This window comes from Paenibacillus glycanilyticus (genome assembly GCF_030161375.1).
Lineage (GTDB): Bacteria > Bacillota > Bacilli > Paenibacillales > Paenibacillaceae > Pristimantibacillus > Pristimantibacillus glycanilyticus_B.
Map to the genome: position 1 here is coordinate 59,338 of NZ_BSSQ01000011.1, position 19,384 is coordinate 78,721.

21 protein-coding genes, 2 tRNA genes and 1 riboswitch are annotated in these 19,384 nt (G+C 48.9%); of the genes, 17 read left to right on the forward strand and 6 right to left on the reverse strand.

Annotated elements, in window-relative coordinates; all coding sequences use genetic code 11:
• Positions 1–288 precede the first annotated feature (288 nt).
• Entirely contained in the window at positions 289–609 is a 321-nt protein-coding gene (bamE, locus tag QQK89_RS12810) for an outer membrane protein assembly factor BamE domain-containing protein (RefSeq protein WP_284238963.1), read from the reverse strand.
• A gap of 137 nt (positions 610–746) precedes the next feature.
• Here bamE and QQK89_RS12815 point away from each other — a divergent pair, with 137 nt between their 5' ends.
• From QQK89_RS12815 to QQK89_RS12825, 3 genes are all read left to right on the forward strand, one after another.
• Positions 747–1,166 carry an HIT family protein gene (locus QQK89_RS12815; RefSeq protein WP_284238964.1) on the forward strand — a complete coding sequence of 140 codons (420 nt, stop codon included), beginning with the start codon at positions 747–749 and terminating at the stop codon, positions 1,164–1,166.
• Between the two features lie 148 nt (positions 1,167–1,314).
• A complete protein-coding gene (locus tag QQK89_RS12820) occupies positions 1,315–2,775 on the forward strand; it encodes a CoA-acylating methylmalonate-semialdehyde dehydrogenase (protein ID WP_284238965.1) in 1,461 nt (486 codons plus the stop codon).
• Positions 2,776–2,802: 27 nt separating this feature from the next.
• Positions 2,803–4,158, forward strand: coding sequence for an aspartate aminotransferase family protein (locus QQK89_RS12825; RefSeq protein WP_284238966.1), 1,356 nt, complete (start codon positions 2,803–2,805; stop codon positions 4,156–4,158).
• A 67-nt stretch (positions 4,159–4,225) separates the two neighbouring features.
• On the opposite strand, the gene QQK89_RS12830 is transcribed toward QQK89_RS12825, so the two are convergent.
• From QQK89_RS12830 to QQK89_RS12840, 3 genes are all read right to left on the reverse strand, one after another.
• A tRNA-Pro gene (locus QQK89_RS12830) sits at positions 4,226–4,302 on the reverse strand.
• 7 nt (positions 4,303–4,309) lie between these two features.
• Positions 4,310–4,385: transfer RNA gene (locus QQK89_RS12835), tRNA-Thr, on the reverse strand.
• Between the two features lie 81 nt (positions 4,386–4,466).
• Complete coding sequence (locus QQK89_RS12840) at positions 4,467–4,679, reverse strand: YrzA family protein (protein ID WP_284238967.1); 213 nt, start codon at positions 4,677–4,679, stop codon at positions 4,467–4,469.
• A gap of 173 nt (positions 4,680–4,852) precedes the next feature.
• A riboswitch (cyclic di-GMP riboswitch) is annotated at positions 4,853–4,939 on the forward strand.
• A 79-nt stretch (positions 4,940–5,018) separates the two neighbouring features.
• On the opposite strand from QQK89_RS12840, the gene QQK89_RS12845 reads away from it, so the two are divergent.
• Complete coding sequence (locus QQK89_RS12845; protein WP_284238968.1) at positions 5,019–6,797, forward strand: methyl-accepting chemotaxis protein; 1,779 nt, start codon at positions 5,019–5,021, stop codon at positions 6,795–6,797.
• Between the two features lie 82 nt (positions 6,798–6,879).
• Here QQK89_RS12845 and QQK89_RS12850 read toward each other — a convergent pair whose 3' ends face one another.
• Positions 6,880–7,404: a DUF6886 family protein gene (locus QQK89_RS12850; protein ID WP_284238969.1), complete on the reverse strand. Its 525-nt coding sequence runs from the start codon at positions 7,402–7,404 to the stop codon at positions 6,880–6,882.
• Between the two features lie 176 nt (positions 7,405–7,580).
• Between QQK89_RS12850 and QQK89_RS12855 the strand changes: the two genes are divergently transcribed.
• The 11 genes from QQK89_RS12855 to thiI all read left to right on the forward strand — a co-directional run bounded on the left by QQK89_RS12855 (position 7,581) and on the right by thiI (position 17,191).
• The gene (locus QQK89_RS12855; RefSeq protein ID WP_284238970.1) at positions 7,581–8,528 is read left to right on the forward strand and encodes an ABC transporter ATP-binding protein; all 948 of its coding nucleotides are present in this window, start codon (positions 7,581–7,583) and stop codon (positions 8,526–8,528) included.
• Complete coding sequence (locus QQK89_RS12860) at positions 8,521–9,279, forward strand: DUF2705 family protein (RefSeq protein WP_284238971.1); 759 nt, start codon at positions 8,521–8,523, stop codon at positions 9,277–9,279. The genes QQK89_RS12855 and QQK89_RS12860 overlap by 8 nt, the downstream gene beginning before the upstream one ends.
• A gap of 47 nt (positions 9,280–9,326) precedes the next feature.
• The gene (locus tag QQK89_RS12865) at positions 9,327–9,722 is read left to right on the forward strand and encodes a GntR family transcriptional regulator (RefSeq protein ID WP_284238972.1); all 396 of its coding nucleotides are present in this window, start codon (positions 9,327–9,329) and stop codon (positions 9,720–9,722) included.
• 4 nt (positions 9,723–9,726) lie between these two features.
• Positions 9,727–10,425, forward strand: coding sequence for an ABC transporter ATP-binding protein (locus QQK89_RS12870; protein WP_284238973.1), 699 nt, complete (start codon positions 9,727–9,729; stop codon positions 10,423–10,425).
• Complete coding sequence (locus tag QQK89_RS12875; protein ID WP_284238974.1) at positions 10,422–11,180, forward strand: hypothetical protein; 759 nt, start codon at positions 10,422–10,424, stop codon at positions 11,178–11,180. Before QQK89_RS12870 ends, QQK89_RS12875 begins: the two co-directional genes overlap by 4 nt.
• A 164-nt stretch (positions 11,181–11,344) precedes the next feature.
• Complete coding sequence (locus QQK89_RS12880; RefSeq protein WP_284238975.1) at positions 11,345–12,265, forward strand: prenyltransferase; 921 nt, start codon at positions 11,345–11,347, stop codon at positions 12,263–12,265.
• 51 nt (positions 12,266–12,316) lie between these two features.
• Complete coding sequence (locus tag QQK89_RS12885) at positions 12,317–13,051, forward strand: DUF6081 family protein (RefSeq protein ID WP_284238976.1); 735 nt, start codon at positions 12,317–12,319, stop codon at positions 13,049–13,051.
• A 216-nt stretch (positions 13,052–13,267) separates the two neighbouring features.
• Positions 13,268–13,885: a nitroreductase family protein gene (locus tag QQK89_RS12890; RefSeq protein WP_284238977.1), complete on the forward strand. Its 618-nt coding sequence runs from the start codon at positions 13,268–13,270 to the stop codon at positions 13,883–13,885.
• Positions 13,886–14,028: 143 nt separating this feature from the next.
• A complete protein-coding gene (locus QQK89_RS12895) occupies positions 14,029–14,724 on the forward strand; it encodes a lytic transglycosylase domain-containing protein (RefSeq protein ID WP_284238978.1) in 696 nt (231 codons plus the stop codon).
• An 87-nt stretch (positions 14,725–14,811) separates the two neighbouring features.
• Positions 14,812–15,966, forward strand: coding sequence for a cysteine desulfurase family protein (locus tag QQK89_RS12900; protein WP_284238979.1), 1,155 nt, complete (start codon positions 14,812–14,814; stop codon positions 15,964–15,966).
• A 4-nt stretch (positions 15,967–15,970) separates the two neighbouring features.
• Positions 15,971–17,191 carry a tRNA uracil 4-sulfurtransferase ThiI gene (thiI, locus tag QQK89_RS12905; protein WP_284238980.1) on the forward strand — a complete coding sequence of 407 codons (1,221 nt, stop codon included), beginning with the start codon at positions 15,971–15,973 and terminating at the stop codon, positions 17,189–17,191.
• Positions 17,192–17,210: 19 nt separating this feature from the next.
• Here thiI and QQK89_RS12910 read toward each other — a convergent pair whose 3' ends face one another.
• On the reverse strand, positions 17,211–17,909 hold the full coding sequence (locus tag QQK89_RS12910; protein ID WP_284238981.1) for a TerC family protein: 699 nt from the start codon (positions 17,907–17,909) through the stop codon (positions 17,211–17,213).
• A 155-nt stretch (positions 17,910–18,064) separates the two neighbouring features.
• Between QQK89_RS12910 and QQK89_RS12915 the strand changes: the two genes are divergently transcribed.
• Both QQK89_RS12915 and QQK89_RS12920 read left to right on the forward strand, forming a co-directional pair.
• Positions 18,065–18,730, forward strand: a complete 666-nt coding sequence (locus QQK89_RS12915; protein WP_284238982.1) for a TerC family protein — start codon at positions 18,065–18,067, stop codon at positions 18,728–18,730.
• Positions 18,731–18,898: 168 nt separating this feature from the next.
• On the forward strand, positions 18,899–19,384 hold the full coding sequence (locus QQK89_RS12920; RefSeq protein ID WP_284238983.1) for a hypothetical protein: 486 nt from the start codon (positions 18,899–18,901) through the stop codon (positions 19,382–19,384).

Genomic DNA, 19,384 nt, shown 5'->3' on the forward strand with positions numbered 1-19,384 from the left:
CGTTCAATCAGCAGTCGGTCGACTAAGACCGGCTGCTGATTTTATTGAAGAGGAGAATCTATTAACGTTATAATATTGGAAAAATGTAGATTGGCATGAAGATGGAGGTAAATGGTTTGCATATCGTTTGGAGCAATTTTATCGTTCAAGTTCCAGTGTTAGCCGCAATTCTAGCATTACTCATTTGGGGATTTGTTAGAATCGTAAAATTCATCAAGAAGTAACGAATGAAGAGGGAAGCGCAAAAAGAAGGAATGGCAGTCGATCTAGCGATCAGCGGCCATTCCTTTAATCATGCGTAATCTCGTGGCGGTCAAGTTCGCCGTTATTGTTGAAATAGAGCCGCAATAAGCTGTCATCTACTCCTAATCCTGCTCTTCCAAGATAGTATACATATTGCCGAGTAGGTTCATCTACTTTTAGCGAGGGTTTACCAAGCAAATCAACAATTTCAGCCTCGGACATTCCTACTAGGTGGTACTTCTTAATCAAACTATGCACCATGCCATTTCTTTTCTCGGGTTGTTCTAACCAGGTATCTTTATTGAAGGCTGCACTACACGAACAAAGAATAATTAATAGAAGTATAGAGAGGACGAGTTTTTTCATTGTAGGGATCCTTTCAAGCAAAATAAAATATCTAGCTAGGAACGTTAACAAGCGCATCCATATAGTCTTACGCTTAGTTTCAGTATTTTGTTGCAATAAACAAGACGGGATTTCAAACGCGAAAGGGGCTTGTCCCAATGGATTGTTTAGGCTGCCGTATAGCAAACGGTACGGAACCGGATTTAAAGATCATTTATGAGAACGAACATGTCACATGCGTGCTCGACATTGCTCCGTTTAATGAAGGTCACACTCTCATCCTGCCCAAAAAACATGTTCTCGACGTAGAAGAAATAGACAAAGAGACAACTTCCGCCATTATGGTGGCTTCACAGCATTTATCGCTTGTCCTGAAACAAGTTTTTCATCCGGATGGCATTAGTATTTGTCAGAATGGCGGAATCTTTAATGATCTGACCCATTACCATATGCACCTTATCCCGAGATATCAAGGTGATGGCTTCTCTTGGAGTGAACCCTTGCATCCCCACCATGCGGGCGAGCGGCTCGATGAAACCAGAGCTCGCATCGTCCAGTTCATCGAACGGCATAGCTAAACGGTAGCCGCCTGGCGACAGGCGGTTTTTCTGTGACGTTCAGGTTGAAAAAGCCTTTCCACTTCGTGACATTCTGTCTAATGTAAACGGTCATAATCGCCACTATACTAGACATATATACGAAGTGGAAGAAGGGCAGGTGGGCCATGTGCCACACTCTCAATCGGCTGTTATAACGCTTCGGAATTGGATAGGCGGGCAATGGGTGGAATCGGCAAGCGGCCGATATGAAGAGGTACCGAACCCGGCTACCGGAGAGATCCTTGCGAAGGTGCCGTTATCCGGTGAAGAGGATGTCGATCGGGCTGTTCAGTCGGCGAGCGTTGCTTATGCGAGTTGGCGAGAGGTCGCGGTACCGAGACGGGCTCGGATGCTGTTCAAATACCAGCAGCTGCTGACCGAGCATGGAGATGAGCTTGCTAAATTAATCACAACCGAGAATGGGAAAAGCATCACGGAAGCGCTTGGCGAAGTGCAGCGGGGGATTGAATGCGTCGAGTTCGCGGCCGGTGCGCCAACTTTGATGATGGGCAGCCAGTTGCCCGATATCGCCAGCGGCATTGAGTCAGGGATGTTCCGCTATCCGCTAGGCGTGGTTGGCGGCATTACGCCGTTTAATTTTCCGATGATGGTGCCTTGTTGGATGTTCCCGCTTGCTATTGCATGCGGAAATACGTTTGTGCTGAAACCTTCCGAACGTACCCCGTTGCTCGCGAATCGCCTCGCGGAATTGTTCAAGGAAGCGGGCTTGCCTGACGGCGTGCTCAATATCGTGCATGGCGCAAGGGACGTGGTGAACGGAATGCTTGCGCATAAGCAGGTCAAAGCGATTTCTTTTGTAGGCTCTCAGCCGGTAGCGGAGCATGTCTACAAAACGGCAGCCGCGCACGGAAAAAGAGTTCAAGCGCTCGCAGGAGCTAAAAACCATTCCATCGTCATGCCGGATGCAGACATGGAGCTTGCGGTCTCCAATATTACCGCCGCTGCCTTTGGCTCGGCTGGCGAACGTTGCATGGCTTGCTCGGTTGTTGTGGCGGTCGGAAATGCCGCGGACCAGCTGCAGCAGGCACTTGTTAGAGCCGCCGACCGCATTAAGATGGGCAACGGACTGGAGGAGGATGTATTTCTCGGGCCGGTTATCCGCCAGGAAAACAAGGATCGAACGATCCGCTATATTCAGCTGGGCATTGAAGAAGGCGCCAAACTCATCCGGGACGGCCGGCGCGATGAGGCAGCGGAAGACGGTTATTTTATCGGACCCACGATATTTGACGAGGTCAATCCGGAGATGACGATCTGGAAGGAGGAGTTGTTCGCTCCGGTACTTGCGATCGTGCGCGCGGCTACGCTCGAAGAGGCCATAGCAATCAGCAACCAATCCGAATTTGCCAACGGCGCCTGCTTATACACCGATAGCGCCAAAGCGATCCGGCAGTTCCGCGAGCAGATTGATGCCGGAATGCTTGGCATTAATTTGGGCGTTCCCGCGCCAATGGCTTTTTTTCCATTCTCCGGTTATAAGAGCTCCTTCTATGGGGATTTGCATGCGAACGGCCGGGATGGAGTAGAATTTTATACGCGCAAAAAGATGGTTACAGCCAGGTACTAAAGGTTGAATGGTGAGGAGTGACAAGGAATGTCCATGGATCGGGAAGAAGAGGCGGACTGGATCGCCAAAGACCGCCAATATGTGTGGCATGCGATGACACCATATAATGAACAGGTTCCTCCGATGGTTGTGACGGAAGGGCAAGGCTCATGGATAACAGACGACAAGGGCAACCGTTATTTGGACGGCATGTCCGGATTATGGTGCGTGAATGTCGGATATGGCCGGGAAGAACTGGCGCAAGCCGCGTATGAGCAGCTCAAAACCTTGTCTTATTATCCGCTTACCCAAAGCCATAAGCCTGCGATCCGTCTTGCCGAGAAGTTAAATGATTGGCTGGAAGACGACTATGTGATCTTCTATTCGAATAGCGGCTCTGATGCGAACGAAGTAGCGTTCAAGATGGCCAGGCAATACCATGAGCAATCCGGTGCTCCAAGCCGGTATAAGTTTATTTCCCGCTATCGGGCCTATCACGGCAACTCCATGGGTGCACTCGCCGCAACCGGGCAAGCTCAGCGCAAATACATGTACGAACCGCTCGCCGGAGGATTTCTGCATGTCCGGCCGCCAGACAGTTACCGCCGTCCCGAAGGCATGACCGTTCAACAATTTAATTTGCAATGCGCCGAGGCGATCGAAGAGACGATTGTGTGGGAAGGCCAAGAGACCATAGCAGCCGTTATTATGGAACCTGCCATTACGGGCGGGGGAGTGATCGTGCCCGAGCCGATTTATCTGGAGAAAGTCCGCGACATCTGCACCAAATATGGCGTCCTGCTCATTATGGATGAGGTGATTTGCGGATTTGGACGTTCGGGTCGGAAGTTTGGCCATCTGAATTACGGGATTAAGCCGGATATCGTAACTCTTGCGAAAGGATTAACGAGTGGTTATTTGCCTTTATCCGCAACGGCCGTTCGCAAAGATCTCTATGAAGCTTTCAAAGGAAAAGAGATGTATAGCCACTTCCGTCATTTAAATACGTTTGGGGGTTCACCGGCAGCATGCGCTCTTGCGCTAGCGAATCTTGAGATTTTGGAGCGGGAACAACTTGTTGAGCGGTCGGCTATTCTTGGAGCAAGACTTCGAGATGAGCTATCCGTATTGCTTGAACATCCGGTTGTTGGGGACATTCGCAGCTTTGGTTTCTTGATGGGGATCGAGCTGGTAGCCGACAAGCAGACGAAAGAGCCGTATCCGCTGTCTGGCGTCGTCCGCATTATGGGGGCGTGCAAAGCAAGAGGCCTTATAATCGGAAAAAACGGCGATACCGTCGCAGGCTACAATAATGTGCTTACGATCAGTCCGCCGTTATCATCTACCGATGAGGATGTTGCGTTTCTAATTCAAACGTTAAAAGAAGTTTTTGCGAATCTATAAATAAATCTATTCATATAAAACAAAAAAAAGCCTGATCATATATCAAGCTTCCTGCGTGTTTACTCTATGGTCGGGACGACACGATTTGAACATGCGACCCCCTGGTCCCAAACCAGGTGCTCTACCAAGCTGAGCTACGTCCCGAAAAAAATGGTGCCGGCGATAGGAGTCGAACCCACGACCTACTGATTACAAGTCAGTTGCTCTACCAACTGAGCTACACCGGCATATTTCAAATTGTGTCGGGCACAAAATGTATTATGCCATAGCATGTACGGTTTATGCAATCCTTTTTTTATAGAAAAATCTTAAAGCTTTTTTGCCTTGAAATGCACGACCGCGCTGTACAGCATTTTACCCGTAATGGTGTTGAAAGCGGCATGATGCTGGACTTGATGCACCTGCAATAAAAGCGCTTTATTATTCTCGATTTGCTGCTCGATCTTGAGCTCCAGCGTGCGGAGATCGCTTGCCTCAAAAAACTCAACCTTGTCTTCAATCAGATCCAAACGAAATTCCATGCGTCCCTAGCTCCCGTCTCTCTCATATAGCATCTATTATAACGTCATCCTTCCTTGTTTCAAAGGGGATGAGTCTAAAGTCTGGATATCGGAATGGGAATGGAGCCAAATTTTGTTTACAAAAAGGTAGATTTATCCTAAACTAGTCTTTGTGTCGAAATTAGTCGTAAATAAACTGAAAAAGGCAAACTTGCTGAAAGGCAAGGACGCAAAGTTATGGGCCTAATGCTCTAAAGAGCGATGGTTGCCAGACCGCCGGACGTAGGACATTGTGCCTTTAACAAGCTATCCGCCGTGGATAGCTTGTTCTTTTTTCAGTGACAGCGAGGAGAGACGAGGATGAAGGATCAAGTTAAAAAAGCATGGCAGTGGGTAATCGCCAGAAGGAAACTGGTAGAGGGCAGAAGAAAGATAGGCGTCAGGCTTCTAGTGTTAACGAGCATTATCACGTTTTTTAACGTTGTGGCAGGCGTGTTTATTTATTCGCAAAATCTGTCGGTATCCCATGCGGTCAAGGAATCCAATACGTTAACAAGCGCACAGCGAGAATACGAAGGAATATCGAATACGCTGCTCCAGACCTTGCTCATGATGATCAATTCCATCGAGAACAATAATGACAGCTCCAAATCGGAGGTTGTGGATCCGAAGGAACGGCTGGTGGACATGCCTGGACAGATTGAGCATTTGAAGGGGACTTTTGCGGAGCTGGACAAGTTGTTCCCTGCAGATGACGAGCAGCAGACGTATGTGGGACAAGGCAATATTTACGAAATCGCTTATAACGATCTGCAGAGCTCGAACGTAACGCAATTCGAGAATGTGACGATAGAGATGAAATCCGCTCTGGTGCTTAGACTCGTCAATATTTACTTGAACGAGCTCGAATTCGCCAATCAGAATGTGAACTCCCGGATTACCGTCGATGCGGCGTTAACGGACAAACGGCTTTCCGACAGTATTGATGCCGCTAATCTGATTATATTAATCAACGTATTGATTCTCGCCGTTATACCATTCCTGTTCACTTTTGGCTTGAGCAGAAGCATTAAATCCGGACTTCAAGGCATCATGGGGCGTATTACGGCTTACCAGCATAATGATTTCACTTATAATAAATCGCTTGACCGCAAAGATGAATTTGGCGATATTGACCGCTCCTTGTCGGCGATGGGCGATAATTTGAAAGGAACCATTAAATCGACGCTTAGCGTTAGCCAGACGGTGCTTCAAATGTCGAATCAGATGGGGGACATGATCAGCCGGAACCGTACAGCATCCGAGCAAGTTAAGGGTCAGATTGATCTGGGAACATCGGTCCTGCTCTCCCAATACGACGATGCCACGTCGATCTCGGCTGTCACGGAGCAAATCTCGGCCAGCTCGCAAGAAATTGCGGCGTCGAGCGACTATATCAACAAAGACATGCAGCAGATGAAAGACGATTCGCATACGGGATCGGTTGATATGGAAGGCGTTGTGCAGATGGTGAACCAGACGGTGGAACAGTTCAATCAAGTAACCGAAGCGTTCAACCGCATAACCGAACGTTACAGCAATGTATCGAAGTTTCTCGAGAGTATCCAGGATGTGAATACGCAAACGAACCTGTTATCCCTTAACGCATCCATCGAGTCCGCCCGGGCAGGCGAGCATGGCCGCGGCTTTGCTGTGGTAGCCGACGAGATCCGCAAGCTGTCCGGTCAGACCGACCAAATTTCGAAAAATATTTCGAAAGAAATGCATCTGATCCAAGATGATGTCGCGGCTAGCAGCAAGAGCATGGGGGCTTTCGCCGAGGTCATTTTCTCTACGAAACAAGCGTCAATTGCGGCAAGCGACGTGTTCAAAGGACTAGAGACGCAAAGTCATACGTTGTCTGAACAGGTCAGCGAAATTTCCACTGCCATTAATGAAATTACATCCGGCATTACGGATATCGTTACCTCGGTCGATAAGCTGTTGCATACCTCAACCGACGTTAATGGCAAGATGGAACAGATGGGCCATCTATCCGAAGAGCAGAACCATATTTCGGACAATTTGCAGGAAATGGCCGGCAAGCTCCAGCAATCTTCGTTTGCCCTCAAGGAACAAGCGGCTATCTTTAAAGTATAATTTCTTTGTTCTAAATAATATCTAAGGCTGTTATTCCATGGTGATCTTCAAGGATGACCAAGGAATAACAGCCTTTGTCTGTTTATGGAGTAACTAGGTTGGTTGCATGCTGGAAGCGATGTATGCCGAAATCCGTTAGAGAAGAATTTAAGATGGCGTCTCTAAGCGGATGCAGATTAGGGGAGAAACGGACCTCTATGCCAAGCTTCATGAGATGGCTTAGAAGATCGGGCAATGGATGAACGTTTATAGGAATCAGCGTTTCAGTGGAGATATAGTAACCGGCGGATTCGTCAAACCTCTCGAAAGATTCGGTAGGCAGCTCATACCGGTACAATGTTGTATGCTTTATTCTTTCATACCAGCTAGTCTCTGCCGTAATGACAATGTTAGCATGCGATAAACCAAAAAACTTCTGTTCATCTTCATCGGTTATTCCCGCCGATCTTGTGTACACGATCCGGGGGCAATCTCTGGGGAAGAAAAACGTGAATTGATGTTCTTCATCGATGGCCCACACGACAGGCGGCATATTTGTCCGGTTCGCCTTCACCCTTGGAACAAATCGTTCTATCGAACTTTCCTCGCTAAAATGAAACAATCTCATCTTAAACCTCCAATCGGCTTCACATACTGTATTCGTGCTTAATTATTCTAGGGCAGCATCTCTAGGCGAACAACTATTTTCGTTAATATTTGGTAATTTTCTTGTTGGGGTCTTTACATCACTAATGACCTAGTGTACTATTTGACTATAACACTAATACAAAAGGGAGAGACGTTATGAAAACGGCAAAAATCTCAAACCCGTCCATTGTGCTTCAGTTGAGCGGATTAACCAAAAAGATTGGCGGCAAAGCGATTGTAGACGGTTTGTCCTTCGATATTGCAAAAGGCGAGGTTGTTGGCTTGCTTGGACCAAACGGTGCGGGCAAAACAACAACGATGCGGATGATAGTTGGTTTAATTGGCATGACGGACGGGGATGTACACATCTGCGGCCAAAGTATCCGCACCAACTTTGAACAGGCCATCCGGCATGTAGGCGGGATTATTGAGAACCCGGAATTTTATCCTTACATGACAGGTTATGATAATTTGAAGCAATACCAGCGGATGACGGAGGGCGTAACCGATGCGCGAATCGAGGAGGTTACCAAGCTTGTCGGCATGCAGGATGCCTTGGATAAACGGGTCAAAGCTTATTCGCTTGGCATGCGACAACGTCTCGGAATCGCGCAGGCGCTGCTCCATGAGCCTAAGCTGCTCATTCTCGATGAACCTACAAACGGACTTGATCCGGCAGGCATTAAGGAAATGCGCGAATATTTGAAGCGGATTGCGGAAGCCGAAGGAATTGCGATTCTGGTCTCCAGCCATTTGCTCAGCGAGATTGAGCTCATGTGCAGCCGGGTTATCGTTATACAGGAAGGCAAGTATGTAACCGCCCGCTCGCTTGGCGAAACGGAATCTCCGAAGCAAAAGATTATTTCGATCTCCCTGCAGGTTGGCGATGCCGCACATGCTCAAGCGGTGATAGAAGGAATGGAAGGGATCGAGGTCGTAAGCGTTACCGCAAGCCGCATGACGATACAGATTCAGCATGAGAAGATCCCTGGTCTTGTAGCCGGTCTGGCCACGCAAGGCGTTGAGATTTACCGGATTGAGGAAGTACGCGAAACATTGGAAGACGAGTTTATGAAATTGACTGGAGGGAACCGCATTGCGTAATTTTTCGGGTTTGTTAGTGAACGAATGGCTGAAGCTGAGTAAAAAGAAATCGTTTTTCGTCGCGTATGCCATTCTGGTTGTCGTATTCGGGATATTGGCATTTGCATTCTATAAATTATCGCCGGATGGCCTTGATTCCACATTGGATTTCGCAACGGGCACAATTATGCTTCAAGCGGCCGGACAGCTTGTGCCGGTACTTGCCGTATTGGCTGCGGCTGGCAGCGTTACGCAGGAATACCGCTATGGCACAATCAAGTTTTTGCTCATCCGTGCGCAGAGCCGTCATAAAATTCTCGCATCCAAATATATCATCTCGATTGTATATGCGCTTAGCCTTGTCGTTACGGCGGCCGTGTTAGCCGTTGTTGCCGGTTATATCGTTTACGGCGGCGGTTCCGGTGATTCCACCTGGACGGATTTCTTCAGCAATATGGCGAGTCTGGCCGTATATTCCATCGTGTTTGTGACAATGACCTTTATGGTTGGCATTCTGACTAAATCCAATGGCGCGGCAATTGGCATCGGAATCTTCTCCATGATGATCGGAAGCCTGCTCGTTATGCTGCTCTCCCGTTATTCGATTACGAAATATTTGCTGTTCGCCAATACCGATTTGTCCGTATACCGCAGCGACGCCATACCGGTTGAGGGGATGACGTTAGCTTTTTCCATTGTTATACTGCTCGTATATGTAGCGCTGTTCCTATCCGTCAGCTTTGCCGTATTTAAGAAGCGCGATATCGCGTAAGCGGGCGTTTCAGAGGGCCGACGTTAAGGAAAGGAGATAAGGCACCCGTGACTATTGTATTTGACAACAATATGCCGATTTATATTCAAATTATGAATTACGTGAAAAAGCAGATCATTACCGGTAAATTAAGCCCCGGGGACAAAATCGAATCGGTACGGGATCTTGCCCTTGAACTGCAAATTAATCCAAATACGATTCAACGCACGTTTCAGGAGCTGGAGCGGGAAGGCATTGTGGAAACGAGACGAGGACTTGGCCGATTCGTGACAAGTGAGGGGTCGACGATTATGCAAATAAAGAAAGAGATGGCGGGCGAGCTGCTTGAACGCTTTGTGCAAGGCATGAAGGAACTCGGGTTCGAGAGGGACGACATCGTAGCTATCGTGAAAGATGCCGTTGATGAAGGAAAAGGGAAAAGCCGTAAGGACAGGAGTGAATAAAGACGTGGAATCAATCTTGGAGCTATCGGGAGTATCGAAATCTTATGGTGCCAAGCGAGCGCTGGACGATGTTTCATTTAGCATTCAGTCAGGTAAAATCATAGGTCTGCTAGGCAGCAACGGCAGCGGCAAAAGCACGCTGATGAAATTAGCCGCGGGCCTTATGCAGCCATCCTCCGGAAAGCTGCTTGTATGCGGGGAACCAAGCGGACAACGGAGCAAAGCGGTGACTTCCTTTATGCCGGATAAGCCGCTCACCGAATCCTGGATGCGGGTGAAGGATGCGATCGGATTTTATAAAGATTTTTATGCGGATTTTGATGCGGCGAAAGCCGAAGAGATGCTTCAATTTATGAATTTGAAGCCGTTGGATAAGGTTAATACGTTGTCCAAAGGGATGAATGAGCGGCTGCAGCTAACCCTAGCTTTGTGCCGCAACGCCAAGTTGTATTTGCTGGATGAACCGATTGGCGGCGTAGATCCGGTTGCCCGCGAGAAAATATTGGACGCCATCGTCAAATACTACAACGAGGATAGCTGTCTTATTGTTTCGACGCATCTGGTGCGGGATATTGAAAGGATTTTTGACGAGGTGCTTTTGATTAAGAACGGGAAACTTGTCCTTCAGGAGGAAGTAGAGACGATTCGTTTCTCGCAGGGCAAAAGCGTGGATGAGCTGTTTAAAGAGGTGTTCGCGGAATGATGAATTTGCTCAAGCTGGTCAAATACGATTGGAAACGGAATGCGGGTATGCTGCTTGTTCTGGGAACGTTGTTCCTATTGGCTGAAGCGGCTTTAACGGTATACAGCAAAATAAAACATTTGGATATCGAATTTATTTACGTCCTTTCCTTTGTTTTTTACGTTGCGGTTACGGTTATGGTGTGCGTAACGACATGCAGAACGTATGAGCGGAATCTCCGTTATTTTAACCGGCGACTGCTTCCGTTGCCTGCCGTTTATACGATCCTGTCGCCTATGCTTCTGGGCCTAGCCGGTCTTGTGGTTATTGGAGCGGTTGGCGTGCTGCATCTAGTGGCGATCGGAATGATGTGGGACAGCGGCATTTTGCGGATATCGGATGTGCTGGCGGACAGAGGTTTTTGGTCGATGCTGGTCGCAAGCACGATGTTTATGATGATTATTTTCTTATGCATTACCGTATCCAAGATATTTACCGGCAAAAAGGGAATCTGGATTGGCGTTGCCTTGTTTATGGCTTTGCAGTTTGCGTTTGATTGGCTGGAAAAACTGTTGTTCCCGGACACGGCGGTTACAACCGATCAATTTTTTGAATCGGTTAACGAACGGATTACTGAAGGTACAGATGCAGTCGTTCATGTTCGGTCAACCGTCCCGAATTTTTGGGGACCGCTTGTTTTTGAAATAATCGCAATTTCCGTGCTGGTATACGCCACGGCGTATTTAATCAACCGCAGGCTTCAAGCAAAAGGATAAAGGTTTGTAAAAAGCTTCTTAAGGCGTTTATCGCCCTTAAGGGGCTCTTTTTTTGTCAGAAACTGATGCTTTCGCCCTATTCTTTCAGTTGACTGTCGCTTGTCGAAAGTGTTTCAATTAGGTTTGGATTGTTTGAACGGATGAAGAGGAAGGAGACAAGCAACTTGAATCACATCATGAAGCAGTTTATGAAGGCATCGCGGATCCGCGTCCTTCCAGTTATGCTTATTCCCGTTGCTTTAGGAGCGCTTGGCGCTTTTGTATGGGACGGAAACTTTCATTTCGGGTTGTTCCTGCTTACGTTAGTCGGTTCGGGAGCCGCGCATTTGTTCTCGAATATGATTAATGATTTGTGGGACTACTACAACGGAACGGACGAGGCTGCCAAACAGGCGGAGGGGGCTATCTCTACGAACTCGGGATACTTGACGAACGGGACATGGAGCATCCGTACCTTTGCGGCGGTAACCTGGTCGTTGTTTGGCATTGCGGCGTTAAGCGGTATTATCCTGTCCGTCATTAGCGGCTGGCCAGTTATTGTGTTTGGCGGACTTGGCGGACTTATTGCATATTTCTATGTAGCTCCTCCGATCAGGTTCGGCTACCGGGGGAAAGGCTATAGCGAGGTTGCGATTTTGCTGTCGTTTGGTATTTTGCCCGTTGCCGGCGCTTACTATGTGCAGTCTTCGGAGCTCGATTATCGGGCTTTGCTGTTATCGTTGCCGATCGGTCTGCTAACGACGCTGATCTTGTTTAACCATCATTTCCTGCACTGGCAGGCGGACAAGCAGGCCGGCAAGAAAACGCTTGTTGTTGTATGGGGCGAACAGCGCGCGCTTGTGTTCTCCAGATGGCTGCTCGTTCTCGCTTACGCATCGCTTGTTATTTGCGTCCTGGCAGGGGCGTTGCCTTGGTACGCGCTGATTGGTCTGTTAACCGTCATTCCGCTGTATGGGGTGTACGGCAAGCTGAAGGAACATAACCCTTCGCATGCGTATTTGCCGCTGATGGGCGGTTCGGTGAAAGCAACAAACCGCTGCGGCGTTATTCTTATACTTGCGTTAATTATTCAGGGTCTTGTGTAAAGGACGGGCCATTCTAATAACTAATAACATGGAAAGCCGAGGGATATGAACATGAGCAAACAATGGGTTCTTGGAGATTTCGATACCATTCTTGATGAAGGAAAAGTATGGACGATCGGCGGCTTCCCGTTGCCGGACGGTTCGTTCTGGCAATATCGCGAGCCTGATGCGGTCGTTATCGTACGCAACGGTATTTTGTACGTCCGCGCACCGCTTAGCCGCAAGCATGACAAGATTCAAATTCTCGATAACGCCAAACATATGTATTATTCGGCCAAGCCGGTTGAAGTACCTGAGAAAGGCGAGATCAGCTTCGAACTTCAGATCCGCGCCCGTTCGCAAAACACGGCGCCTGGCGACCTGTACGACGGTTATGCTTCGCTGAACCTGCTTGACTTCACGACGGGCGGCGCGCTTGATTTCTTCGCGGGCAATGACAAATATGCGAGCGTGTATGCCGTTCTGCCATTCCCGGGCGTTCCGGTGCCGGAGTCGGACAAGACAAGATATTTCTGCGTATTCAAGGAATCGACGGAATTCCAAGCCCGTGAGTTTAACACGTACAAAATTACGTACAACCGGGATAAAGACGAGATCGTCTTCTACGTGAACGGTACGGAAGTGCGCCGCGAACACAACGTTCCGGTTAAATTCAACCAATTCACGGTTGCGCTTGGCATTATGACCGAAAAAGATTTGACGCCGGAAGGCAGCGTATCCGTGCATGGACAGACCGTAATCGGGGAATATTCGCCTATTACGATTTCAGTAACTGAAACGGAATAAGAGTATAGGCAGATTTAAGCCAAGCCGTTCCCATAGGGAGCGGCTTTTTGTTGTGCCAGGAATATGAGGGCCGAGAGAGCGGGCAATCATTAACACTTATATTGAGCGGCTATTTAGACATTATAAATGGCGAAGTGCTTGACATGGCCTTCGTTATATTGTATTGTTACTAACATAAATAAAGTTACTTATGTTTATCCTAGGAGGCGGACAAAAATGTCAAATACTGCTACTACATCTAAAGGCCTGCTCGAGGCCGTAAAAGCAAGACGCACTTATTATGGAATCAGCAAACAATCCACGATTTCCGACGAGCAAATTGTTAACTTGGTGCAAGAGGCTGTTAAATATTCTCCTTCGGCTTTCAACTCCCAGAGTGCCCGTGCCGTTGTGTTGCTCGGCGAGAATCACGATAAACTGTGGAACATTGTGAAAGAATCGTTGCGCAAGATCGTTCCCGCGGATCAATTCGCTTCCACGGAACAACGGATCGACAGCTTCCAAGCCGGTTATGGTTCGGTCTTGTTCTTCGAAGATACGGCCGTGATCGAAGGCCTGCAGAAACAATTCGCAAGTTATGCCGACAACTTCCCGAAATGGTCGCAACAGTCTTCCGGTATCGCGCAATACGTGGTATGGACGTTGCTGGAGGAACAAGGACTTGGCGCTTCCCTGCAGCATTACAACCCGCTAATTGACGAAGAAGTGAAGCAAACATGGAACATTCCGGGCAGCTGGCAGCTGATTGCCCAAATGCCGTTTGGCACGCCTACGGCTGAGCCGGGCGACAAGCAATTCCAGCCAATTGACGAGCGCGTGAAAGTTTTTAAATAAAGATGAAGCAAGCAGCTCCCGACATGTTCGGGGGCTGTTTTTCTTGGCGCCCCCGGAGGAGTACTAGCCGTTATAATTAAAAACATGTACAATAAAAACCGATACATCATTTATACCCTTTTTTACTTCGACTGGAGGACCTTATGAGTATCGATTCGCGTACGCTTTCGCGGCTGCTTCAGATGCAGCTTTCACCAACCCTGGATTTTCAATCAACGGCTAATCCGCTTGACATGAACAGCGGTGACGGCAATACCTCCTTATTTGATGTTTTGCTGTCCCAATATATGAACGGCGATCTTTCGGGAATGGAGAGCATGGAGCAATCCGTACTTGCTTCTGATTCGCTAGCCAAGTTGTCCAGCTTGCCCAACTTGTATAGCTCTGCGCTAAGCAGCACGGGTGCCGAAGCGACCGGTATCAGCTCTAGCACGCCGACCGGCTACGATGACCTTATTGCGAGCGCCGCCGCCAAGTATGGCATTGATCCGGAACTGATCAGAGGGGTGATCCGAACGGAGTCTGGATTCAACTCGGATGCCGTATCCTCCGTGGGAGCGAAAGGACTTATGCAGCTTATGGACGCTACAGCGCGAAGTCTTGGCGTATCGGATTCTTTGGATCCCCAGCAAAATATTGAAGGCGGATCGAAATATTTATCCTACCTGCTTGGCAAGTACAGCGGCAACGAACAAGTGGCGCTTGCTGCTTATAATGCGGGACCTGGACGGATTGACCGGCTAGGCATTTCAACGGACAGTCAGCTGCAGGCCAACCTGGACAAGCTGCCGATAGAGACACAGCGCTACATAGGCAAGGTACTGGAAGCCCGTTATTAGTCAAACCTACCTCTAAACGCGGTCGCTCGTCTTCGAACGACCTCGATAGAGGTTTTATTCTTTTTTACGGAAAGGTGTCACCACACTATGCTTTATTTCGATCATTGCGCATCAACCCCGCCGTATGATGAAGTTGTGGACACATTGGCGCAGGTCATGAAGATCCATTATGCCAATCCGTCCTCTATTCATCGCGCGGGAGCCGAAGCCGACAAATTGATAACCCGTTCCCGCGCTTTGCTTGGGGAGCAATTCGGCGTGAAACCCGAGGAATGGCTATTCACTTCTGGCGGAACAGAGAGCAATAATCTCGCGGTTAAAGGGGCGGCTAGGCAATTCCGCAGCAGAGGCAATCATCTGATAACGACTCAAATCGAGCACGCTTCGGTCAATGACGCTTTCCGGCAGTTGGAGCTGGAAGGTTTCCAAGTAACTTATTTACCGGTAAGCTCGACGGGGCACGTTGATCCGGAACAGCTTCGGGCCGCGATCACGGACGATACGATATTGGTCAGTATCATGCATGTGAACAACGAAGTTGGCTCGATTCAGCCGATTGACAAGATAGGCAAGCTGCTGGAAGCTTATCCGAGAGTTCTGTTCCATGTCGATGCCGTGCAAAGCATCGGCAAGCTTCCGGTTAAGATCAAGGAGTGGGGGATTGACCTGCTTAGCGGTTCGGCCCATAAACTGCGCGGACCTAAAGGAATCGGCTATTTGTACGTTCGGGAATCCTTGCAGCTTCAACCGCTTCTGTCCGGAGGCTCGCAAGAGCGGGGGCTGCGGGCAGGCACGCAAAACGTGCCGGGTATCGTAGCCTCCGCGAAAGCCCTTCGGATGAGTATACAAGCCGAAGAGCAGAACAGAGAGCGTTTGTATGCTCTTCGAGGCCGTCTTATCGAGCAAGCGGAACAGATTCCCGAGCTTAAGTTGAACGGGAGCCATGATCAAGCGGTAATGGCGCCGCATATTGTGCATTTTTCGTATGCCGCCATGAAACCGGAAGTAATCGTCCACATGCTTGAGGAGCTTGGCGCAATTGTATCGACCAAGTCGGCATGCTCCTCAAAGGACAACAAACCTAGCCGCGTGCTGCTAGCTATGGGGGCGAACAGGGAACATGCAGCCGGAGGAATCCGGATCAGTTTTGGAGACGAACATACGGAGCAGGATATAGACAAGCTTGCTGTCATGCTGGGTGAGGCAGTTGCCAAGCTGAAGCCGCTTGAAAGGAGCAAATAGCAACGTGATTTATGATAAAGTGATTGTCCGCTATGGCGAACTCGTCATGAAAGGACGCAACCGCAACCAATTCGAGAAACGAATGTTGCAGCAGACTAAGCTAGCTTTGCGGGGGTTTGAGTCATTAACCTATGCCAAATCTTTCGGGAGGCTTACGATCAGCTTAAACGGAGCACCGTTTGAGGCGATTAGCGAACGATTGAAAGATGTATTTGGCATCGTGTCGTTCAGCCCTGTCATTCTGGTGGACAATGAGCTGGAGAAAATTCAAGCCGCGGCTCTTCAATTGATGAACGGCCTTGAACAGACCCCGGCAACATTCAAAGTAAGCGCCAAACGGGCATGGAAGCCATTTGTTCATTCTTCGCAAGAAATGAATCATCTGGTTGGTTCGCATGTGCTTCGGGCATTCGCCGATTTGAAAGTGGATGTGCGGAAGCCGGAAGTGGAACTGCGCGTCGACACTTACGAAGAAGGCACCTTTGTTTATAATAAGGTTATTGCGGGCGCCGGAGGGTTCCCGTTTGGTTCAAACGGCAAAGCCATGCTTCTATTGTCCGGGGGTATTGACAGCCCTGTAGCCGGTTGGATGGCGATGCGCAAAGGCCTTAAGCTCGAAGCCGTCCATTTCCATAGCTATCCGTTCACAAGCGATAAAGCGAAAGAAAAGGTCATCGACCTGGCAAGAAGGCTTTCTTATTACGCCGGTGCGCCTCTGAAGCTTCATCTCGTGCCTTTTACGGAAATCCAGACAAGGCTCGTGCAAGCTAGGCAAGATAGCTTGATGATTACAATGATGCGCCGCGCGATGCTTCGGATTACGGAGCAGCTGGCTGAGCGGAATGAGGCGGGCGGAATCGTAACGGGCGAAAGTCTCGGCCAGGTAGCGAGCCAAACCTTATCCAGCATGAACGTCATCGGAAGGGCGACCGTGCTGCCTCTTCTGAAGCCGCTGCTGATGATGGACAAGCAGGAGATCATTAACGAAGCCGTAAAGATCGGCACGTTTGAAACTTCGATCTTGCCTTATGAGGACTGCTGCACGTTGTTCCTGCCGAAATCGCCAAGCACAAACCCGAACCTGAACGTCGTGGAACGCGCGGAGAAAAATATTCCGGAACTGGAACAAATGCTGTTAACAGCAGTAGAAGGCACTGAAGTGCTGGAGCTGACGCCGGAAGCGCAGGCATCGGCGGAAAAGGCCGGAGAAGACGAATGGTTCTAATAAAAAAAGCAGGGAATCCTTAAAGGGATTCGCTGCTTTTTTCTTGTACGGCTTGTTTAGTGCGGGTATTGGTAAATAATCCAAGAGCGATAACGAGAACGATAATAACGGCAAGGAACGACCAATAGATAGCGGGATTATCCTTGAAGAAATCTTCGAACGCCTTTTCATGAGTGATCATCTTGGCAGCTGTATAAGCAAGGACGCCGGAACCGATATACACGATCCAAGTAAATTTGTTGATGAGTTTAATGAACAGGGTTGAGCCCCAGACGATCACCGGAACACTGATCAGAAGTCCTAGAATAACGAGCAGCGTGTTGCCGTGCGAAGCGCCGGCTACAGCGATTACGTTATCAATTCCCATCGCGGCATCCGCGATAATAATCGTTTGAACCGATTGCCAAAGGGTGTTGCCGGCTTTAATATTGTGGCTATCCTCTTGCTGGACGAGCAGCTTATAGGCGATCCACAAGAGTAGGATGCCGCCGGCGAGGTGAAGCCAAGGCAAATCGAGCAGTTGAACGACGACAACAGTGGCAATGATCCGAATCCCGATCGCGCCGGCCGTACCCCAAAGTACTGCCTTTTTCTGCTGATGCTGCGGCAAATTGCGAGCGGCCATACCTATGACAATGGCGTTATCACCTGCCAAGATGAGATCAATGAATACAATGTTAAGCAATGCCAGCCAAAATTCTACCGTAAAAAAATCCATAATTTTATGACCTTCCCTTCCTACAATACCTGCTTGGTCCAAATCCTTCATTAACTACGCAGGAAGGACAGGAATGGATTCATTTTTTTTTAGGACATCCTCTCATATTACTTGTCCTCTTTACATACAGCTTGTATAGAGGGGGCGAACGTACAGTGGATAGCGTGCTAATTTTTCTTCAAATTGTCCTAATTAACCTATTATTAAGCGGCGATAATGCCGTCGTCATTGCGATGGCAAGTCAGCAGCTTCCGGTCAAGGAACGCAAACGGGCCGTTTGGTGGGGCGCTCTTGCCGCTGTTGGATTACGGTGCCTGCTTACGCTGGCTGCCATCTCGCTGCTCCAGATTCCCTATTTGCAGGCTGTTGGTTCGCTGTTGTTGTTGTACATTGCGGCCAAGCTGCTAGCGGATGCCGGACAAGAAGGCGAAGGCGGGCTGCATATGCCAAGCAGAAAATCGAAATCTTTGGCCCAAGCCATCCGGACGATCGTGGCCGCCGATTTTATTATGAGCTTGGACAATGTGCTGGCGATCGCTGCCGTGGCTGATGGCGACACCGTGCTTATATTGCTGGGGATTGCGCTTAGCATACCGATGATCATTTGGGGAAGCCAGGTGCTTGGCACGCTGCTGCAAAAATTTCCTCCGCTTGTATATATCGGTGCCGGTTTGCTGGGTTACGCGGCAGGCGGCATGCTTGTGCACGATCCGGGAATGGACGCCTTATTATTCAACGGTTCCAGGACAGCCGCGGAGGCAATCCCGCTTTTATGCGTACCGTTTGTGGTGATAATTGGTTTATTGAAGCGGAAAACTTAAATCATTTTTGCCAGCCGTTCACAGGCCGTTCACAGGTGAACGGTATTTTTTTGCAATGTTCCTTCTGTTCCCGCTGGTATTTTCATCGCAGTTCCATTAAACTATGATAGATAAAAACTGGCGTCGTACGTCTGTAAGGGGTAGACGTTGTAAGGAGCGGAAGCGCAAATGCCAAATAACAAATATTCCGCTGGAATTATTGTATTGCTAGCTGGGGTCGTTATTTTACTGGGCAAACTTGGTGTATTCAGCTTTTTGGGGGCAATATTCTGGCCAATGCTCGTCCTCATTCCGGGAATTTTGCTGCATGTCTTTTATTTCGGCAGGCTTCTTCCCGCGGTAGTGCTTGTTCCTGGTGGAATACTAACCGTGTCTGCACTGCTGTTTATCGTTTGTAACATCTTTGGATGGGATGCACTGAAATATTTGTGGCCGCTGTTCCTGCTCGGCGCTGCTGTCGGTCTTTACGAATATTATTTGTTCGGCTCGTCCCGCCCGCGTTTTGCGCTTACGGCAGCTATGGCACTTGCTGTAGCATCGGCTGTATTCTTGCTGCTCGTCCTGTTATGGAGCTGGGGGATTTATATTGTAGCGCTCGTGCTCATGGTTGCCGGAGGTTGGATGGTAATCACGAACCGGTCGCGCCGCTGGTAA

Coding starts and splice junctions, on each gene's coding strand:
- bamE (WP_284238963.1), bottom strand. CDS start 609: ATGAAAAAACTCGTCCTCTCTATACTTCTATTAATTATTCTTTGTTCG.
- QQK89_RS12815 (WP_284238964.1), top strand. CDS start 747: ATGGATTGTTTAGGCTGCCGTATAGCAAACGGTACGGAACCGGATTTA.
- QQK89_RS12825 (WP_284238966.1), top strand. CDS start 2,803: ATGTCCATGGATCGGGAAGAAGAGGCGGACTGGATCGCCAAAGACCGC.
- QQK89_RS12840 (WP_284238967.1), bottom strand. CDS start 4,679: ATGGAATTTCGTTTGGATCTGATTGAAGACAAGGTTGAGTTTTTTGAG.
- QQK89_RS12845 (WP_284238968.1), top strand. CDS start 5,019: ATGAAGGATCAAGTTAAAAAAGCATGGCAGTGGGTAATCGCCAGAAGG.
- QQK89_RS12850 (WP_284238969.1), bottom strand. CDS start 7,404: ATGAGATTGTTTCATTTTAGCGAGGAAAGTTCGATAGAACGATTTGTT.
- QQK89_RS12855 (WP_284238970.1), top strand. CDS start 7,581: ATGAAAACGGCAAAAATCTCAAACCCGTCCATTGTGCTTCAGTTGAGC.
- QQK89_RS12875 (WP_284238974.1), top strand. CDS start 10,422: ATGATGAATTTGCTCAAGCTGGTCAAATACGATTGGAAACGGAATGCG.
- QQK89_RS12885 (WP_284238976.1), top strand. CDS start 12,317: ATGAGCAAACAATGGGTTCTTGGAGATTTCGATACCATTCTTGATGAA.
- QQK89_RS12890 (WP_284238977.1), top strand. CDS start 13,268: ATGTCAAATACTGCTACTACATCTAAAGGCCTGCTCGAGGCCGTAAAA.
- QQK89_RS12895 (WP_284238978.1), top strand. CDS start 14,029: ATGAGTATCGATTCGCGTACGCTTTCGCGGCTGCTTCAGATGCAGCTT.
- QQK89_RS12900 (WP_284238979.1), top strand. CDS start 14,812: ATGCTTTATTTCGATCATTGCGCATCAACCCCGCCGTATGATGAAGTT.
- QQK89_RS12910 (WP_284238981.1), bottom strand. CDS start 17,909: ATGGATTTTTTTACGGTAGAATTTTGGCTGGCATTGCTTAACATTGTA.
- QQK89_RS12920 (WP_284238983.1), top strand. CDS start 18,899: ATGCCAAATAACAAATATTCCGCTGGAATTATTGTATTGCTAGCTGGG.